Source organism: Neisseria sp. HMSC064E01 (genome assembly GCF_001808875.1).
Lineage (GTDB): Bacteria > Pseudomonadota > Gammaproteobacteria > Burkholderiales > Neisseriaceae > Neisseria > Neisseria sicca_A.
Map to the genome: position 1 here is coordinate 378 of NZ_KV794940.1, position 19,230 is coordinate 19,607.

The following is a 19,230-nucleotide window of genomic DNA, read 5'->3' on the forward strand; positions in this document are numbered from 1 at the left end:
GTCCTGATTTAAATTTAATCCACTATAAAAAACGAGGCAGGTTTGAAATCATACTAAGGTGCGCTTTATTGTGTGTCTGTCTTTGAAGCCGCTATAAGCAGTTCCGAACAGTAAAAAGGTCGTCTGAAAACCTTGAATTAAGGTTTTCAGACGACCTTTCCACATTTTAAAGTCGGGAGAATCAAACTTACACGATGCCTTGCGCCAGCATCGCATCGGCGACTTTGACGAAACCGGCGATGTTCGCACCGTTGACGTAGTTGGTTTTGCCGTTTTCAGTGCCGTATTTCAGGCAGGATTCGTGGATGCTGTGCATGATGTCGAACAGGCGTTGGTCGACTTCTTCGCGGCTCCAAGACAGGCGGACGGCGTTTTGGCTCATTTCCAAGCCTGAAGTTGCCACGCCGCCGGCGTTGGAGGCTTTGCCCGGTGCATACAGGATGCCCGCTTTGACGAACTGCTCGACTGCGCCCAAAGTGGAAGGCATGTTCGCACCTTCGGCAACGACGTAGCAGCCGTTTGCCAGCAGGGTTTTGGCAGCATCTTCGTCCAATTCGTTTTGGGTTGCGCAGGGCAGGGCGACTTCGGCGGCAACGCCCCACGGTTTTTGGTTTTCAAAGTATTTCAAACCTTGTTCTTGGGCATAAGTGGAAACACGTTCGCGGCGGACTTCTTTCAGCTCGATAAGCGCGGCGAGTTGGTCTTCGGTCATGCCGCTGTCGGGGAAGAGGACGAAACCGTTGGAGTCGGAAATGGTCAGCACTTTCGCACCCAGTTGGATGGCTTTTTCGGCGGCGTATTGTGCGACGTTGCCGGAGCCGGAAATCAGAACGCGTTTGCCTTCAATCGAATCGCCGCGCGTTTGCAGCATGGATTGGGCGAAATATACGGTGCCGTAGCCGGTTGCTTCGGGACGGATGAGGCTGCCGCCCCATTCGAGGCCTTTACCGGTCAGGACGGAGGTAAATTCGTTGCGGATTTTTTTGTATTGTCCGAACAGGAAGCCGATTTCACGACCGCCTACGCCGATGTCGCCTGCGGGTACGTCGGTGTTCGGGCCGATGTGGCGGTAGAGTTCGTTCATAAAGGCTTGGCAGAAACGCATCACTTCAGCGTCGGATTTGCCTTTTGGATCGAAGTCGGAGCCGCCTTTACCGCCGCCCATGGGCAGGGTGGTCAGGGCGTTTTTGAACACTTGTTCAAAGGCGAGGAATTTCAATACGCCCAAATCGACGGTCGGGTGAAAGCGCAAGCCACCTTTGTAAGGACCGATGGCGGAGCTCATTTGAATACGGTAGCCGCGGTTGACTTGGACTTGTCCTTTGTCGTCCACCCAAGTGACGCGGAACATAATGACGCGCTCGGGTTCGACGATGCGCTCAAGCAGGTTTTGCTGGGTGTATTTCGGATTTTTTGCCAAAAACGGGCCCAAGCTCATGAATACTTCTTCAACCGCTTGGTGAAACGGCTCTTGATTGGGGTTGCGTTGTTTTAGATTGGCAAACAAGGCATTCAGGTCAGTCATTTGGTGCTCCTTGAGAATAAGATTTGAAAGAGATAATGAATTTATGGAAAGAAATATAAACCTAATTTTTTTGCCTGCCAAGCGGTTTTGATGAAAATTGTTGACATTATTTTTTTGAGAATTTTATTATTTGGTATGTTTAACCAATAAAATATAAAAATATTTTTAAAAATTCCATAAATTAAATATAAATTGAATTTATGTTCTGAGTAGTTAAACTAGAAATTCAGATTAGGACGGTGTAAAAATTTAATCTGGCGCAAATTTTCATGTAAATATGACTGATATTGTCAACAATAACGCTGATTTTTTGCTTGAAAAAGAAGCTAAGAAAGAAAATAACATGTTGAAAAAATGAATCTTGTTTTGGGTGGGAGAGCGTGTTTGTGGGTGTTCAATAATGGATAACGCAAAGGTCGTCTGAAACCAGATTTGCCGTTTTCAGACGACCTCTATCATGCAGCTTATCGACAAATTGCTATACAATACGCCCCAAAGCATTTCCAACAACACACACTCTTAAAGGATACCAATGAAAGCCTACCACGACTTAATGCGCCACGTTCTCGAAAACGGCACCGACAAATCCGACCGTACTGGTACAGGCACGCGCTCGGTGTTCGGCTATCAAATGCGCTTCGATTTGAGTCAAGGCTTTCCGCTGCTGACCACCAAAAAGCTGCACTTGCGCTCGATTATTCATGAGCTGCTTTGGTTCCTCAAAGGCGATACCAACATCAAATATCTGAAAGATAACAATGTTTCCATTTGGGACGAATGGGCGGACGAAAACGGCGACTTGGGACCTGTGTACGGCTACCAATGGCGCAGTTGGCCTGCACCCGACGGCCGCCATATCGACCAAATTGCCAACGTGGTGGAACAAATCAAGAAAAATCCCGATTCCCGCCGCCTGATTGTCTCGGCATGGAATCCCGCGCTGGTGGATGAAATGGCATTGCCGCCCTGCCATGCGCTGTTTCAGTTTTACGTTGCCAACGGCAAATTGTCCTGCCAGCTTTACCAACGCAGCGCGGACATTTTCCTCGGCGTACCGTTCAACATTGCCAGCTACGCGCTGTTGACCATGATGATTGCCCAAGTTTGCGGGTTGGAAGCAGGCGAATTTATCCACACCTTCGGCGATGCGCATCTGTACAGCAACCATTTTGAACAGGCAAAACTGCAATTAAGCCGCGACTTCCGCGCGCTGCCGGTGATGAAAATCAATCCCGAAGTCAAAGACTTGTTTGCATTCAAATTTGAAGATTTCGAGTTGGAAGGCTACGACCCGCATCCGCACATCAAGGCTGCCGTAGCGGTGTAGTTTGGAGAATAGATAAAAGGTCGTTTGAAACTTTTCAGACGACCTTTTTGTTGGTTTGGTTTAGACCTCGATTTTATTGGGTGTGAAGGTTTCCCATTTGTTGCAGGCGGGGCAGTGCCAGAAGAAGACTTGGGATTTGAAGTGGCAGTTGCGGCAACGGTACATGACGCTGCGCTGAAGTTGGCGGCCGATGACGGAGCGCATCATGTCGGCATCGGCTTTCCACGCGGGATTCATGGTGCTGATTTTCAAACCCAGCAGGCGGTACACGCCGTTGAGGTCGGGTTTTTGGCGCACGAGTTCGACGGCAAGTTGGGCGGCTTCGCTTTCGCCTTTGAGCAGCAGGGCTTTTTCGTAGATGACGTTGATGAGGTCTAAATCGGGGAAGGTCTGCATATAGCCAATAAGCCGGTTCAGCCCTTCTTCCTGTTTGCCTTGGGCGGCGTAGGCTTCGTAGAGTTTCTCGCCGACCATGCTCAGGTAGGCATGGTTTTGTTGCTCGATGGCGCCGTATGCCTCGACAGCGGCGGGGAAATTGCCCTGTTTGGTTTCGATGTCGCCCAAAATCATATTGGCGCGGGCGCATTTTTTGTTGGCGTCCAAAGCTTTTTGGACGTTGTAACGGGCGGCGTCAAGATTGGATTTAAACAGCGCGGTTTGGGCAAGTTCGCAATAAAACTGTGCAATTTCAAATTGGTAGGTCTGCTCGTCGTGGCTGAGGAGTTGCGCGGTTTCAATGGCCTTTTCCCAGTCGCGGTCTTGCTGGTAGATGCTGAGCAGGTGCTGACGGGCTTCGCGCGCCATGTTGCCTTCTTGCAAACCGATGAAGATTTGTTCGGCGCGGTCAACCAAGCCTGCGCTTTGGTAGTTTTGCGCAAGTTCGAACAACACCCGCGCGCGTTTTTCGTTGACGGTATCGGGCGAGTCGAGCAGGGCTTGGTGCATATTGATGGCTTTGTCGTTTTCGCCGCGCTGACGGTAGAGTTTGCCCAATGTCAGGTTGAGGTCGTAAGACTGCGGCTGCTGGTCGATGACTTCCGCCAGCTCGCGGGCGGCACGGCCGCTGTTGCGGTCAACCAATGCGTCCAGACTTTTGTAAAAGCCGGCAGGCACGCTTTTCGCCTGTTTCAACACGGTTTTCATGTCGATACGGGCGGCAAACCAGCCCATGGCAAAGAAGACGGGCAAAAGGGTAATGGGCAGTAGGATGACCCACAATTCGTTGTCCATGTGATTCCTTCTTTAAGGCTTGGGCGTTTGTACGGGTTGGTTGGCGGGAGCAGTCGTTTGCGGTACGGTTGGTTGAGATACGGGGGTGATAAGGTCTTTTTCGCTCAAATGTGCGTGTTTTTTGACTTCGGCACGCAGGCGGTTGTTTTCGCTGCGCAACGCCAAAAGTCTGCCGAACAGGGCAAACATGCCGAATACGATACCGATAACAAACGCGCCGAAGAGGACGACAATCAGCGGTAAATCGGCTTTTTGACCGGGCAGATAGTGGAAGGCGACGCTGTCGGTATTGATGACGGCGAGCAGTAAAAACAATAATAAAATGATGACTTTGATAATGGTGTAAATCAGTTTCATGGATGTCTCCGGCGGTATGCCTGTCGGAAAGTTTTGAAAAGGTCGTCTGAAAATTCAGTAGGGCGGTCGATGTGGATTCTGTTTCTGAATCCGTTTACCGCAGATGCGGCTTAGTTTAAACGATTTGGATTGTTTCGGATAGGATGTGCGGCAGTTTTCAGACGACCTCAGGCTTCATTATATATATGTAGTAAACAGTAGGCATGATTGCTGACAATTTGTATGCGCATCGGAATAGGCGGTTGCCCGTATTTCGTTATCAGGCAAGGGCTTGGACGGAAGCCGTTTTCGAAACGGGCATTTGCACTTGTCAAAACCATCCGTACAGGCGTATCTTTCAACTTTTAATATCTAAACAGAACCAAACAGAATAAGAAAGGCAATCATCATGAGCAGACCTGTACCCGCCGTATTCGGCAGCGTCTTCCACGCCCAAATGCCCGTTATCGCCTATAAGGACGGCAAATGGCAGTCAACCGAATGGCAAACTTCCTCAGACCTCACCCTCGCGCCCGGCGCGCACGCCCTGCATTACGGCAGCGAATGCTTTGAAGGCTTAAAAGCATTCCGTCAGGCAAACGGCAAAATCGTCTTGTTCCGCCCGACGGCAAACATCGCCCGTATGCAGCAAAGTTCAGACATTTTGCACCTGCCGCGCCCCGAAACCGAAGCCTATTTAAATGCCCTGATCGAATTGGTCAAACGCGCCGCCGATGAAATTCCCGATGCGCCTGCCGCGCTGTATCTGCGCCCGACATTAATCGGAACCGACCCCGTTATCGGCAAAGCCGGTTCGCCGTCCGAAACCGCGCTGCTTTATATCCTCGCTTCTCCGGTCGGCGACTATTTCAAAGCCGGTTCGCCCGTGAAAATTTTGGTTGAAACCGAACACATCCGCTGCGCACCGCACATGGGCCGCGTCAAATGCGGCGGCAACTACGCCTCCGCCATGCCTTGGGTACTGAAAGCAAAAGCCGAACACGGTGCAAACCAAGTCCTGTTCTGCCCGAACGGCGACGTACAGGAAACCGGCGCGTCCAACTTTATCCTGATTAAAGACAACGAAATCATCACCAAACCGTTGACCGATGAATTCCTCCACGGCGTAACCCGCGATTCCGTGCTGACCGTCGCTAAAGACTTGGGCTACACCGTCAGCGAACGCAATTTTACCGTAGACGAACTCAAAGACGCAGTCGAAGAGGGCGCAGAAGCGATTCTGACCGGCACCGCTGCCGTCATCTCGCCCGTTACTTCTTTCGTTATCGACGGCAAAGAAATCGAAGTGAAGAGCCAAGAACGCGGCTACGCCCTGCGCAAAGCCTTAACCGACATCCAATACGGTTTGGCGGAAGACAAACATGGCTGGTTGGTTGAAGTGTGCTGATTTGATTTTGTATTGATAGCACGAATCCAAGGTCGTCTGAAAAGAAATTTTCTTTTCAGACGACCTTTTTTATTTTATCGGTGGTTTTTTACGCGGCATTTGGCAAAAAATATTTTGATATTTTGTTTGTTGTTGTGAAAAACAGTCACTCTTCAAACTAAAAAATAAAAAAATTTTATTATTTTTCAGATAATTAAGTTTTTTTAATATTTGCTAAGTTATGAAAATGTAATTATACCAATTCAATATGCTATAATCATTTTATTACTCGTTTGGTATATTGGTTTGCTAGAAGGCATCGGCAAAAGGGATTTAAATCGATGTTGTAGTGAACTAAATAGATACTCTAGAACTCTGATAGACTTAGGTTTACGTTTTTTAATATAAAGCTGCATTTAATTTATTAATTTGACATTTCAAGATGACTGTTCCAGGTGAAAACTTTGGAACGACTTTTCCAAAAAGTCAGAAAACGTCGTCTGAAATGATATCGAAATAATTTAAAGATTGGTTTTTGTTTAAAAGGCGAAGGGATTAAAAAAGAGCATTAGGTTTTGAGGTTTTAGAATGAGTAATAATCGTTACGTCTATTTATATGGCGATGGAAACGATTCCAAATCATACAAGCGACATATAAAGATCGCAGAAAAAGGGTAGAAAGCATTGCTTTCTTTGCTTCGGGCGCAAGCCTGCAGCTTTTTAATTAGGGAAAATATATTATGTCATCTAAAACCACGCACTCCTTCTTTAATCTCGGACAAACAAAAGTTCATACTAGAAGTCAAACTTCTCAATCTAATCCTAATCATGCGGTTGCTAAAAGCCAAGACAATACCGGCAATGCTCCTTCTGCATTGAACAAATTGATTTACGACCATTCTTTTGGCGGTCTGAATCTGGCAGCCGCCCTGCCTAAACAATTGAGGGGGCAAGATAAGATTCTCGGTCTGCAGAACACATCCTCTGCCGATACCACTACATCCAAAGTTTCAAAACCTGCGCTGGTTGCTGACCGCAGTAAACTAACCAGCAAAGAAATGGCCATCATGTCTCAGGCTCTCCGCGCTGATGCCGTCGCACGCAAACAGGCTGAAGCTCAAGCAGCCAAAGAGCAGCTCATGGCAAAATACCAAGCTGCAAGACAGGCTGCCGTTGCCGCTGCTGCAGCAAGACATGCAGAAGCTATGGAAAAAGCAAAAGCTGCCGCTGCGGCACGACAAGCCGAAGCTGTTGAAAAAGCCAAAGCAGCATCGGCTGCAAGACAGGCTGAAGCATTAGAAAAATCAAAAGCCGCGCATGCTGCCAAACAAGCCGAAATTGCGGCTAAAACCAAAGCAATCCTGGCTGAAAAACAAGCTGCCGAGAAAGCGCAACATACCGAAACTGATGTCGCACACAATCAGCAAACCAGCGGTAAAACTGCGTATTCGACAAACGCAGTAACAGTTGCCCACAAACATGAAGACAATCAGGTAAGTGGCAATAAAGAAGCGGCTCGACACAATACGTCTAAACCCAATGCCGCCCATACTGCCAAACAAGCTGAAAATCACGCCAATCAACAAGATGACGTGAGCGAAGAGGTAGTGGTCAACTACACCGTCCATCAATCAAAAGAGTTTGGCAAATACATTAACGTCAATGATTTTGGTGCTGATCCGACAGGTAAAAAAGACAGCTTGGCTGCCATCAAAGCGGCATTGAATGCGGCGCACAAAGAAAAAGCCATGCTGTTCATGGACGGCACTTACTATATTTCTGACCAAATTGTCATCAATGGCAATAATTCAGGTGTCAAAGGCATTTTCGGTTCAGGTATGGGTAAGACGCTGATCACATTTGATAAAGCACAAGTAGGCGTGTTCAACCCCAATACCAATCACGATGATATTCGCGCATTTGCCGGTATTTTGGTGGACGGACAAAACCACAAAACGATTGCGAATCTGTCTGTCAAATATACCAATCCCGACTTTTACCGTAAGGGTTTGAGCTATTTCGGAAAAGTTAGCGGCATTTTGGTCAATGATGCTGACCACACTTTGATTAGCAAAGTTGAGGTATCCGGCGCCAACCGTGCGGGTGTGATGTTTACATCGACTGATGCATTGGTTCGTGAAGCAGGTAAGAGCCAAACTTACAAAGTGCGCGTCCACAGCGGTGAGATTAATGAGCATTATGACAATCTTCCTTTGGGTGAAAACAACCGTATTGTCGACTCATATCTGCACCACAACCGTGTTGCCGGTGCGATGGTCGGATACCAAAAGAACTTTGTCGGTGAAGGCAACAGATTGGAGTGGAACGGTCACGAAGCGGATGGCGGTACTGGTTATGGCATGACTGCTATGGCGGGCAGCTATAACTACGGCATTACTTTCCGCAACAACACGACCGACCACAACTACCGCAAAGGTTTGGATGTGCATGATGGTACCGGTATTGTTATTGAAAACAATGTGTTAAACGGCGATCGTTTGTATGGTATCGCTGCTTACAACCGCCTATTTTCCATGGACAATGTGAAAATTAAAGGCAACGTCATCACACAAGACCAGAATTTCCGTCTTTATATGGATGATGATTTAGGCAAGCATTACCACATGTATTCCGGTATCCAAGTGCAAACCAATACCCAATTGCGCGATTTGCATACGGCGGATAAAGGTTATTACGACATCAGCGGCAATACCATTAAAAATCTGGCAGTGTATCAAAACAACATCCAAACTTATGGTATTGAATTCCGTAACCATGAAAGCAAAATGGATTACACGCTGAATATTACCGATAACAAAATCGACGGTGATTCCACTAAATACCTGATGGCAGTGATTAACAACACATACGATCATGTCAACAAACACAACGGTATCGGTACAGGCACCATCAATATCAGCGACAATACTGCCAATATCGGAAAAATTGCACCGGGAGCCGTGCCGTTCTACATTGAAGAGCACCGTTCGGAAGTTCCGTTGCATGGTTCGGTAACATTGAACAACAACGATATTACTGTTCGTGAAGAGTCAGCCGGCTATCGTGAATTTGCCTATATGCGTACCAATGCCAAAGAGTACAACGTGACCAACAATACGTTGTCGCTTCACGGCAAGCTGAATGATGCGATTGTGGATGTCAACAGCACCGGTGACGGCAAAGAAAAAGCTACGCTGAATGTTGCCAACAATACCCTCCATACCGATATCAAAGGTAAGTTGTATGCGACTTGGCTGAAACATGAGGCAGATATCGATACCTATGCAGGTAGCAATACCCACAATGGCGACCAATTGAAAGAAGTGAATACAACCGGTAAGGACATTTCACTTTCCGATGTGTTGGGTAATGTTCAACATAAGGTTGATGCAGTACACGATACTGTTTATGCCAATCATCCGAAATATCCGACCATGATTGATGACCAGGCTTACCATTCCGGCATTTTGTAATGGAGCTTAAAAGGTCGTCTGAAACGGTAAGTTGCCGTTTCAGACGACCTTTTAGCGTTTTTAGAAACCGAACAATCCGATGCTGTTGTCACATTTAATTATTTGTGTTAAAAGTCATTTACATTCCCATTGGATTGTTTTTTTAAGGAACAGTAAATGAAAAAGACGTTTTGTCTAGTATTGGCGGCGGCATTTGGTTTGAGCGCATGCAGCAGCCTTGAAAACAAATCTGCCCATGAAATGATGGCAATTTCCCTTGATCGCGTCTATACGGATGATTACAGCTATAACATTGATAGCGAAGTGAAATTTCATACTTCTACTGCCGAAGCAGGGGTAGCGCCGGAAAGCGAGAAGAAAGCACGTTTGGAAGAGGCGAAGAAGGATCAGGCCGAACTTGACAAACAAGTCAAAGAATTGAACGAAGACGGAATCGAACTTTCTGAAGAAGATCAAACCAAGCTGAAAGAAGCCTTGTTGAACACCGGTGATGATAAATGGTTCCCTGAGATGCTCGACAAATGGCAGGAATATCCGGTTGCCGGACGTTATTTGGAAGGCGTACGTTTGAAATCGCATATCGCAATCGACTTGCCTGCTAAAAAAGCCGAGTGGATTCCTGCTATCTCGATTAACCATCGTAATGAGCAATTAAATATCCAATCTCCCATGTTGCTTGATGGTGAAAATCTCAGCCTGACTATTGATCAACCTTTGCTCAACTCCATGATTATGAGCTTCTTTACGAGCGAAGAGATCCGTAAGCGTTTGGCTGAAGAGCAACCCATCAGCATCCAGCTTAAAGATGAAGAGATGGTAAAAGGCATTCCTTTGCGCCATGCAACAAAGGCGGCATTCAAAGCCTTTATTGAAGCCAGCAAAGCTGCTCCTGCTGAGGCATACCGTCTTGAAAATATGGATGAATTCGGCAAACAAAACAAAGCGAAATACCGTATCCATTACACCCATAAAGACGAATATAACCCGCTCTTTATCGAAGCTTTTTCTAAAGTATTCAAAAAAGAATTTGATGCTCTGAAGAAAAAACCGGAGGAAGGCTCTACGGCTGAAGGTTACGAGAAAGTTGAAAAATTCTTTGACGAGTTTATAGACAGTACAAAAGAGAAAGGTGTTTCAATGCATTCCGGCTTTGAAAAGATGGTCGGCATGCCTCTCTATTATGACTATTATCTGAATGGAAAAGGCAGATTGTTGGCAACACGTATTTATACGCAGGTCAACAGCAAAAGCAACACTCAGGCGTTGAACATCGTTATGGAAAGTATTTACCACAATTACGGCAAACCCGTATTCAAGTTTAAGCCTGCAAGCGAAAAAGTCATCACCATGAAAGAGTTGATGGCATCCAAATACGGATTGTGGTCGTCGTTGCTTGGTGAATCAGAGGCAGAAACTGATTCCGAAGAAAATACTGAAGAACATTCAGCAACTGAAGAATAATCATCTGCCAACAGGCCGCCGAGATTTTCGAGCGGCCTGCTTATTGCAAATTTGACAGTGTTTACCTACGATGCGCCCTTTGTGCGTTTCTTCTGAGTTTTTCAGACGACCTTTTTAAGGAAAACTATGCTTCAAAACTTTGATTTCAGTTATGTGCTGCTTGCTCTTCCTCCCGTGATGCTTTCCTTGGTCATGCGTGAAATTGCGCGCGGCTATGTAGCATATCGCTGCGGCGACCCTACCGCATTGCAATTCGGACGGTTGACATTGAATCCGATGGCGCATATCGATTTGATAGGAACCATCATCGCACCCGCATTGAGCCTGATGCTAACGCCGTTTGTCTATGGCTGGGTACGCCCCATACCGATTAATGCCCGCAATTTTAAGAATGTGCGCAGCGCGCGGAGATGGATTGCCTTGGCAGGCCCGGTCACCAATCTGATACTGGTGTATATCTGGGGGATGCTCTCGTTTTTAGGTGGAGCTGTCCCTGAGGCGTATGTTGACCCATTAATGATCATGACCCAGTTTGGTATGACAATCAATATAGTTTTGATCGTCATTAACCTGCTTCCGATTTTGCCGCTTGATGGCGGAGTCATTGTTGACTCGTTCCTAAACGCCAAATGGTCTATGAAGTTTCGTCAAATCGAACCTTATGGAACATGGATTGTTTTGGCTTTGCTTCTTACGGGCGCGTTGTCGGGTTTGATTAACTTATTTTCTCTGGTGATAGGGAGCTCAGTTTCTATTTTTACCGCATTGATTTTGGCAGGTATAGCCGACTTAGTAAAATAGCAAGGTAAATGGAAAACAAAGGTCGTCTGAACTTTTTCAGACGACCTTTTTCCCTATCCGTCAAAGTAAATCCCATTGGAAACCCTGCTTAAAAATTGTACAATGGCAGCCCTTTCTATACGGCGGTTTGACCATGCGCATCGGCGGCTACATTATCGACAATCCCATTGCACTCGCCCCGATGGCGGGCATTACGGACAAACCGTTCCGCCGACTTTGCCGAGATTTTGGCGCAGGTTGGGCAGTGTGCGAAATGCTGACCAGCGATCCGACGCTTAGAAATACCAAAAAGACCCTGCGCCGCAGCGATTTTGCCGATGAAGGCGGCATCGTTGCCGTCCAAATTGCCGGCAGCGATCCGCAGCAGATAGCGGATGCCGCGCGTTACAACGTCAGCCTTGGGGCGCAGGTTATCGACATCAACATGGGCTGCCCTGCCAAAAAAGTCTGCAACGTTCAAGCCGGTAGCGCGCTGATGCAAAACGAGCCGCTGGTTGCTGCCATTCTCGAAGCCGTCGTCCGCGCGGTGGATGTTCCCGTTACCCTAAAAACCCGTTTGGGCTGGCATGACGACCACAAAAACCTGCCCGCCATCGCCCGCATCGCCGAAGATTGCGGCATTGCTGCCCTCGCCGTCCATGGACGCACACGCACGCAAATGTACAAAGGCGAAGCGGCTTACGATCTGATTGCCGAAACCAAAGGTCGTCTGAAAATCCCCGTCTGGGTCAACGGCGACATCACTTCGCCGCAAAAAGCCGCCGCCGTCCTCAAACAAACCGCCGCCGACGGCATCATGATAGGGCGCGGCGCACAAGGCAGGCCGTGGCTCTTCCGCGATTTGAAACATTACGCCGAACACGGCATTTTGCCGCCTGCCTTGAGCTTGGCAGAATGCAACGCCACCATTTTGAACCACATCCGCGCCATGCACGCATTTTATGGCGAAGTCGCCGGCGTACGCATCGCCCGCAAACACATAGGCTGGTACATCGACGCCATGCCCGACGGCGAGCAGACGCGCCGCGACATCAACCGCTTGGACAGCGCCGCGGCACAATACGACACCCTTGCCGCCTATCTTGAGACGCTTTCAGAGAAAACCGACCGCTGGGTGTGTGAGTATCGTGAAAGTTAGGGCGTTTCAGACGACCTTTTTATCTTGGGAGAAGTAAATATGAAATTAACGCCGCGTTTACAAAGCTTGGGTATTGCTGCGCTGTTGATGACAGGATACGGTTTTTATGCTTATGACTATAATTGGATAGCCTGTAAATTAATGGATCGCTATTGGAGTGAAGACAAGGGCAGGTGCATTAATCCCGATTGTCGTCAACATGATGCTTGCGGGCAGCATCCAGGAGAGACTAAGGCGACATGTGAAACTATCCGACCCGGTGACAGTTTAGATAAGGCTTGGTATGTACTGGGCGAGCCTTGGTATGAGGAAAACGGGCGTTTCATTTGGATTGGTAAAGCTTCAGGTTATATAGCAGAAATCGAACCTGACGGAGAAAAGGTTGGCAAAATTACCTGCTTTGATGATTAGGTTGCGAGAGGAGATGGTTTCAGGAAGTCTTATGTTTCAGTTGTTAAAACGGCTCTTTGCTCAAAAACATCAAACTGATCCCATGTTTCCGCGCAATCGTTTTGAACATGTGGATTGGGAGCGGGAATTAGCCGACGCTAGCCGTCGGCTGGTCAATGCTAATGGACATTATGATGAGCAGGGCAGTACGGTCGAGTTGGAGCTAAGTGAACGTGCGCATAATATCCTGCTGTATTTTCCCCGTGATAGCGAAACACCATATAGCGAAATTTTGCATTGTCTCAATGGGTGGGACAATCAAATCCAAGCCTCTTTGGAAAAAGAAGCGCAATCGCCCATTCCCAGTATGTATAAAGAAAAGGGGTATAGCCGCAAATTTTGGCAACGAACACGGCAATATCATGTTTGGATAGTGAATTGCGAAGAAAAACCGTATTGCATCCAATACGTTGCCGATCATGTCAATAATGAATTTGTTATCTTTCTTGCTCAAGAAAACGGCACATGGCGGGCATTTTGGGATAGGGAATTACAGAACCCCGTTGCTGCATAAATCTTACGGCGCATCTCAAAACGAGCAGGGGAGCTAAGGCAGCTTTCTGAAAATTAAATCAATCAAATACATTTCAAACAAACGTCGTCTGAACACTATTTCAGACGACCTGTCATCTTTTAAAAATAACGAAGGAGGATATGTTATGAAACACCCCATCCCCGATATTGCGCAATGCGTTGAACAGAATTTGCAACAATATTTCAAAGACTTGAACGGTACTGAGCCTTGCGGCGTGTACGATATGGTGTTGCACCAAGTGGAAAAGCCCATGCTGATTTGCGTGATGGAACAATGCGGCGGCAATCAGTCTAAAGCGGCGGTGATTTTGGGGCTGAACCGCAATACGCTGCGTAAGAAACTCTTGCAACACGGTCTGCTGGAGGGCTGAGGTCGTCTGAAATGTTCTATCAAGTCCTTGCCTTGATTATTTGGGGCAGTTCGTTTATCGCCGCCAAATATTCCTACGAGATGCTTGATGCCGCGCTGATGGTCGAGGCGCGGCTGCTGATTGCTGCGTTGATGGTGCTGCCTTCCTGTTACCGTCATTTCGGCAAGATTCCGCGCCGCGAGTGGAAGCCCTTGTTGTGGATTGCCTTTATCAATTACGTCGTCGTTTTGCTGCTTCAGTTTATCGGTTTGAAATACACGTCTGCCGCCAGCGCGATTACCATGGTCGGGCTTGAACCTTTGCTGGTGGTTTTTGTCGGTCATTTCTTTTTCAACGACAAAGCGAGAATTTACCACTGGATTTGTGGGGCGGCGGCGTTTGTCGGTATCGGGATGATGGTGTTGGGCGGCGCGGAGGAGGGCGGCGCGGTCGATTGGTTCGGCTGTTTGCTGATTTTGCTTGCCGGAATCGGTTTTGCCGGCGTGATGCGCCCGAGCCGAGAGATGATTGCCCGCATCGGCGCGCCTGCATTTACTTCTGCTTCCATGGCGGCGGCGGCGGTGTTGTGTCTGCCGTTTTCGCTGGTGTTGGCTGAAAGTTACGAAGTTCGCTGGTCGTGGGGCGGAGTGTTGTCGGTTTTGTATTTGGGGATCGGATGCAGTTGGCTTGCCTATCTTTTATGGAATAAGGGCATGAACAAAGTCCCTGCCAATGTCTCCGGTCTCTTGATTTCGCTCGAACCCGTCATCGGCGTCATCATGGCGGTACTGATTTTGGGCGAACATTTATCCGCCGTGTCCGCTTCGGGTGTGTTCATCGTCATCGCTTCGACGTTTGTGGTGGGATGGCTGTCGAACAGAGGAAAGAGTGCGTAAGAGGTCGTCTGAAAGCGTGTGAATCGGGTTTCAGACGACCTGAGAAGGTACGCAAGTATCTTGTTTTAATGTGGTTTTATAGTGGATTAACTTTAAACCAGTACGGCGTTGCCTCGCCTTGCCGTACTATTTGTACTGTCTGCGGCTTCGTCGCCTTGTCCTGGTTTAAAGTTAATCCACTATAACAATATCAGGAAATTTTCGATGAAATATATGATTGCCCTGCTGCTTGCCGCTAGCCCCGTTTTGGCATCGGCTGCGCCCAATAACGACAAAGCTGCCGTCCAAGCAGCTATTGCCCAGTATTACAACCGTCCGCTTGAGGCACACAACTGTCAGCTTACCGAGCCGCCGAAAGACAGTGAGACAGCATCTGACAATATTATGTATTGTATGAAACCCGTTGCCGACCATAGCGTAACACGCAACGGCACGCCTACGCGCTATGTGTTGTATACGGGTTTTGCCTATGATATGAAGCTCAAAATCAAACAGGGCGCGCACGCTTCTTCGGGTCTGGCGGAATTGTTTGTTTTGGAAAAAACAGACGGAAAGTGGGCAATCAAACAACATGGAAGCGATGAAATCGGCGCATGGGGGGATGTGCCGGAGAATAAGGCTTGGCAGTTTGTCCAGATGGGTGAGCAAAACTGGGGCTACGCTGTCGAATCAGGCTATACGGGGCAAGGCGAAACGACAACTGGAAGAAACTTTCTGTTTACCGATAATAGCAACCGTATCCGCCGCAGCTTCATTGTGAATGGTAAAGATAATGGCGCATATTATGGCAATTGCGATGTATACAAAGGGCGGGAAAAACGCAATTGCGAAGACCGATATACCAGCATCGATGCGAAAATTGCTTTTGACAAAAACCGTCCTTCAGTCTCGGGCGTATGGGCATTAAGCGCAACGGTGAAGGGGGTGGATGGTAAAAAACGTTATAAAAATCAGAAATATGCGATTCCTTACAACGGCAAGACACACGTTGCGCCGAAAAGCTATCCGCTAAATGTTCAACATTGAGGCTGTTTGATTTCTGTCGAAAAACGCTTAAAACCGCGTATTCCGTATCGAAAACGGAATCCTTGTAAAAGACTGATTGAAAACGGCAAGGAAATGGGGTTTCAAGCAGTAAAGGTCGTCTGAAAACGGGTCAACCCGGTTTTTTTATCAAAAAAAATTGTCAACAATTTTTCCAGAAAACTGCTGCTAAAAAGCCGAAACTAGAGGATAATACCGCCCCTGAAAGTGTTTGTTTCCAGTTATAAATCTGTTTAAAAGGAATCCCCATGCCTTCCATCAAACGCGCCCTGATCAGCCTGTCCGACAAAAACGGCGCAGTCGAATTTGCCCAAACCCTGCACAAACTCGGTGTCGAAATCCTCTCCACCGGCGGCACGGCGAAGCTGCTTGCCGATGCGGGCGTTCCCGTGATTGAAGTCGCCGACTACACCGGTTTCCCCGAAATGCTCGACGGCCGCGTGAAAACGCTGCATCCGAAAATCCACGGAGGTATTTTGGGGCGGCGCGATTTGGGCGAACACGTCGCCAAGATGGAAGAGCACGGCATCGGCAACATCGACCTCGTGTGCGTCAACCTTTACCCCTTCGCCGCCACCATCGCCAAGCCAAACTGTACGCTGGAAGATGCGATTGAAAACATCGACATCGGCGGCCCGACCATGGTGCGCTCCGCCGCGAAAAACTGGAAACACGTTGCCATCGTTACCGACACCGCCGACTTCCCCGCCATTGCCGCCGAAATGGAAGCCAACGGCGGCGCGTTGAGCGACAAAACCCGCTTCAACCTGTCGCGCAAAGCGTTCAGCCACACCGCCCAATACGACGGCATGATTTCCAACTACCTGACTTCGCTTTCAGACGACGTCTTGAGCGGACAGCCCGAAATCGGCGAATTCCCCAGCCAGTTCAACCAAAGCTGGATTAAAGTGCAAGACATGCGCTACGGCGAAAACCCGCACCAGCGCGCCGCGTTCTACCGCGATGTGTACCCCGCCGCAGGCAGCCTCGCCGCCTACAAACAACTGCAAGGCAAAGAATTGTCGTACAACAACATCGCCGATGCCGATGCCGCATGGGAAGCCGTCAAATCCTTCGACGCGCCCGCCTGCGTGATTGTGAAACACGCCAATCCGTGCGGCGTCGCCGTTGCAGCCGATACCTTGACCGCCTACAAACTCGCCTACGCCACCGACACCACCAGCGCGTTCGGCGGCATCATCGCCTTCAATCGCGAAGTGGACGGCGAAACCGTCAAACAGATTACCGACAACCAGTTTATGGAAGTTTTGATGGCGCCGAAGTTCACCGCCGAAGCCCTCGAAATCGCCGCCGCCAAGAAAAACGTGCGCGTGTTGGAAGTACCTCTAGAAGCAGGCGCGAACCGCTTCGAACTAAAACGCGTCGGCGGCGGACTGTTGGTACAAACGCCCGACATCCACCGCATCAGCCGCGCCGATTTGAAAGTCGTCTCCAAACGCCAACCGACCGAGCAGGAATGGGATGATTTGCTGTTCGTTTGGAACGTTGCCAAATACGTCAAATCCAACGCCATCGTGTTCGGCAAAGGCGGACAAACCTATGGCATCGGCGCAGGTCAAATGAGCCGTGTGGACAGCACCCGCATCGCCGCCCGCAAAGCGCAGGACGCAGGTTTGGACTTAAACGGCGCATGCGCCGCTTCGGACGCCTTCTTTCCGTTCCGCGACGGTGTGGACGTCATCGCCGAACAGGGCATCAAAGCCATCATCCACCCCGCAGGCTCGATGCGCGATCAGGAAGTTTTTGATGCAGCGGACGAACACGGCATTGCCATGGTGGTAACGGGTGTTCGCCATTTTAGGCATTGATTCAAGTTTGATTGAAGCAAAGGTCGTCTGAAATGGGTTTTATGCCGTTTTCTGCTCGATTTTTTCTAGAATGATTCGTTTTGACAGCTGAAGCGAACCATTTAATCTCCACGCGAAAACGCGCAACACGGATAGAAACTGTGTTGCGCGTTTTATTTGTTTGGGGCTGTGGCGGTTGGTATGGCAAGGTTTTTGCACCGTTTATTTTTACCATTGGTAGAGAAAAATCAGTTTGTAATGCGGATATTGCCAACAATTTCTCGCTTTTTTGGGCGAAATTTTCTTTTAAACAACAGTTTTATTCAATATGTATCATATTTCACGAATGCAGAGAAACCATAAAATAAATAAGAAATTAATGAATGAAAAGAATTGCTTAAAAATGATATTTGATTAGAGTATTAGCCTTAAATACCACGAAAATTATATTTACTGCAAGTATTGTTACAAATCTTAAATTATTTACTAGCCATATAACGATTATCCTGATATTATACCGCTCATCATAAATATACCGATTATCTTCAAATTAAACCATTCGTCTGGTGTCAGTGATTGAACGGAGCAATCCTGATTCTGTTTGCAGAATAGAATTAAATAAAGAGAGCCATACCATATGACTACCGTTGCAATCGACATCCAACCGCAATTTCGCTTTACCTGTATGGCTGCTAATGCAACCCATTTTTTATTGCGTCCGGAAGGTATGGTTAATGAGCTTAATCATCAGGCAGCTTTGGCAGATAAAAGGGTTTTAATCGAGAATGTGAACATTGATCCCGAGAGCGTTTGTGCGACTATCGTCAATCGTAACGGTGTAATGTTCGGCCGACCATCCGGTTTTTTCAGCCAATGTGCCGGCGGTTGTCGCGGTGCGCATTTGCTTCAAGGTTTGCCGTCTCCGGCAGATTATGATCATACGCTCGAATTAAGCGGTAAACATATCCACGGTGCTTGTTTTAGTGATGCCCATGAGGCAAACAGTACAGGACTGTTGGAATGGCTGCACGAACAAAATGCCGATACCGTCATTATTGGCGGATTGGCTATCGAAGAAACTGTCGCCAATACGGCTAAGCAATTGTCTTGGTACAGCGATAATCTTCATATTATTGTCAATCTCGGTGCCTGCCACGGCTACGCGCCTGAAAGCACCATCGAGACTATCTATCAGATGCGGAAAATGGGCATCACTGTTGCTTCGAATACGGAATCGATTCCGGAGCTGATGCGCCGTTTCTCCGGCATAAACCAGGTTAAAGTGTCGTAATCTCTTGCTATTACTCCCAGCTGCAAGAGTTTCTTAGGGTCGCCTTTTGGCGGCCCGTTTTTTTATCTGCATTTTTTATCTTTAAAAGAAGAATTCAGACGACCTGCTGCTGTTGGATGGTATAGGAAAAGGGAAATATCGTTTGTTTATAGTGGATTGACAGGTTTTTACGACCATAT

Annotated in this window: 16 protein-coding genes; 13 read left to right on the forward strand and 3 right to left on the reverse strand. The window is 48.0% G+C overall.

The genetic code is table 11. The features are described from left to right. Nucleotides 1-187 precede the first annotated feature (187 nt). Nucleotides 188-1,525 (reverse strand): NADP-specific glutamate dehydrogenase, encoded by a 1,338-nt coding sequence (gdhA, locus tag HMPREF2572_RS07560; protein ID WP_070497408.1) that lies wholly within the window; start codon nucleotides 1,523-1,525, stop codon nucleotides 188-190. Nucleotides 1,526-2,057: 532 nt separating this feature from the next. On the opposite strand from gdhA, the gene HMPREF2572_RS07565 reads away from it, so the two are divergent. Continuing rightward, nucleotides 2,058-2,852, forward strand: coding sequence for a thymidylate synthase (locus tag HMPREF2572_RS07565; protein WP_016687607.1), 795 nt, complete (start codon nucleotides 2,058-2,060; stop codon nucleotides 2,850-2,852). A gap of 60 nt (nucleotides 2,853-2,912) precedes the next feature. On the opposite strand, the gene lapB is transcribed toward HMPREF2572_RS07565, so the two are convergent. Next, a complete protein-coding gene (gene lapB / locus HMPREF2572_RS07570) occupies nucleotides 2,913-4,082 on the reverse strand; it encodes a lipopolysaccharide assembly protein LapB (RefSeq protein WP_016687605.1) in 1,170 nt (389 codons plus the stop codon). 12 nt (nucleotides 4,083-4,094) lie between these two features. Next, nucleotides 4,095-4,439: a LapA family protein gene (locus tag HMPREF2572_RS07575; RefSeq protein ID WP_070497410.1), complete on the reverse strand. Its 345-nt coding sequence runs from the start codon at nucleotides 4,437-4,439 to the stop codon at nucleotides 4,095-4,097. A gap of 388 nt (nucleotides 4,440-4,827) precedes the next feature. Between HMPREF2572_RS07575 and ilvE the strand changes: the two genes are divergently transcribed. From ilvE to HMPREF2572_RS07635, 12 genes are all read left to right on the forward strand, one after another. Then, nucleotides 4,828-5,826 (forward strand): branched-chain-amino-acid transaminase, encoded by a 999-nt coding sequence (ilvE, locus tag HMPREF2572_RS07580; RefSeq protein WP_070497412.1) that lies wholly within the window; start codon nucleotides 4,828-4,830, stop codon nucleotides 5,824-5,826. A gap of 719 nt (nucleotides 5,827-6,545) precedes the next feature. Then, nucleotides 6,546-9,278, forward strand: a complete 2,733-nt coding sequence (locus HMPREF2572_RS07585; protein ID WP_070497414.1) for a right-handed parallel beta-helix repeat-containing protein — start codon at nucleotides 6,546-6,548, stop codon at nucleotides 9,276-9,278. A gap of 156 nt (nucleotides 9,279-9,434) precedes the next feature. Then, nucleotides 9,435-10,739 (forward strand): RNA polymerase subunit sigma, encoded by a 1,305-nt coding sequence (locus HMPREF2572_RS07590; RefSeq protein WP_070497416.1) that lies wholly within the window; start codon nucleotides 9,435-9,437, stop codon nucleotides 10,737-10,739. Between the two features lie 126 nt (nucleotides 10,740-10,865). Beyond that, nucleotides 10,866-11,540: a site-2 protease family protein gene (locus tag HMPREF2572_RS07595; RefSeq protein ID WP_070497418.1), complete on the forward strand. Its 675-nt coding sequence runs from the start codon at nucleotides 10,866-10,868 to the stop codon at nucleotides 11,538-11,540. A 133-nt stretch (nucleotides 11,541-11,673) separates the two neighbouring features. Beyond that, the gene (gene dusB / locus HMPREF2572_RS07600) at nucleotides 11,674-12,678 is read left to right on the forward strand and encodes a tRNA dihydrouridine synthase DusB (RefSeq protein ID WP_070497420.1); all 1,005 of its coding nucleotides are present in this window, start codon (nucleotides 11,674-11,676) and stop codon (nucleotides 12,676-12,678) included. Nucleotides 12,679-12,717: 39 nt separating this feature from the next. Further along, entirely contained in the window at nucleotides 12,718-13,089 is a 372-nt protein-coding gene (locus tag HMPREF2572_RS07605; protein WP_070497422.1) for a toxin, read from the forward strand. Nucleotides 13,090-13,120: 31 nt separating this feature from the next. After that, nucleotides 13,121-13,642 carry a hypothetical protein gene (locus HMPREF2572_RS07610; RefSeq protein ID WP_070497517.1) on the forward strand — a complete coding sequence of 174 codons (522 nt, stop codon included), beginning with the start codon at nucleotides 13,121-13,123 and terminating at the stop codon, nucleotides 13,640-13,642. A 145-nt stretch (nucleotides 13,643-13,787) separates the two neighbouring features. After that, nucleotides 13,788-14,033, forward strand: coding sequence for a Fis family transcriptional regulator (locus HMPREF2572_RS07615; protein WP_070497424.1), 246 nt, complete (start codon nucleotides 13,788-13,790; stop codon nucleotides 14,031-14,033). Nucleotides 14,034-14,044: 11 nt separating this feature from the next. Further along, nucleotides 14,045-14,908: a DMT family transporter gene (locus HMPREF2572_RS07620; protein WP_019271495.1), complete on the forward strand. Its 864-nt coding sequence runs from the start codon at nucleotides 14,045-14,047 to the stop codon at nucleotides 14,906-14,908. A 204-nt stretch (nucleotides 14,909-15,112) separates the two neighbouring features. Continuing rightward, a complete protein-coding gene (locus HMPREF2572_RS07625) occupies nucleotides 15,113-15,934 on the forward strand; it encodes a hypothetical protein (protein ID WP_070497426.1) in 822 nt (273 codons plus the stop codon). A 266-nt stretch (nucleotides 15,935-16,200) separates the two neighbouring features. Next, complete coding sequence (gene purH, locus HMPREF2572_RS07630; protein ID WP_070497428.1) at nucleotides 16,201-17,781, forward strand: bifunctional phosphoribosylaminoimidazolecarboxamide formyltransferase/IMP cyclohydrolase; 1,581 nt, start codon at nucleotides 16,201-16,203, stop codon at nucleotides 17,779-17,781. Between the two features lie 616 nt (nucleotides 17,782-18,397). Beyond that, nucleotides 18,398-19,051 (forward strand): cysteine hydrolase family protein, encoded by a 654-nt coding sequence (locus HMPREF2572_RS07635; RefSeq protein ID WP_070497430.1) that lies wholly within the window; start codon nucleotides 18,398-18,400, stop codon nucleotides 19,049-19,051. The last annotated feature ends 179 nt before the right edge of the window (nucleotides 19,052-19,230 follow it).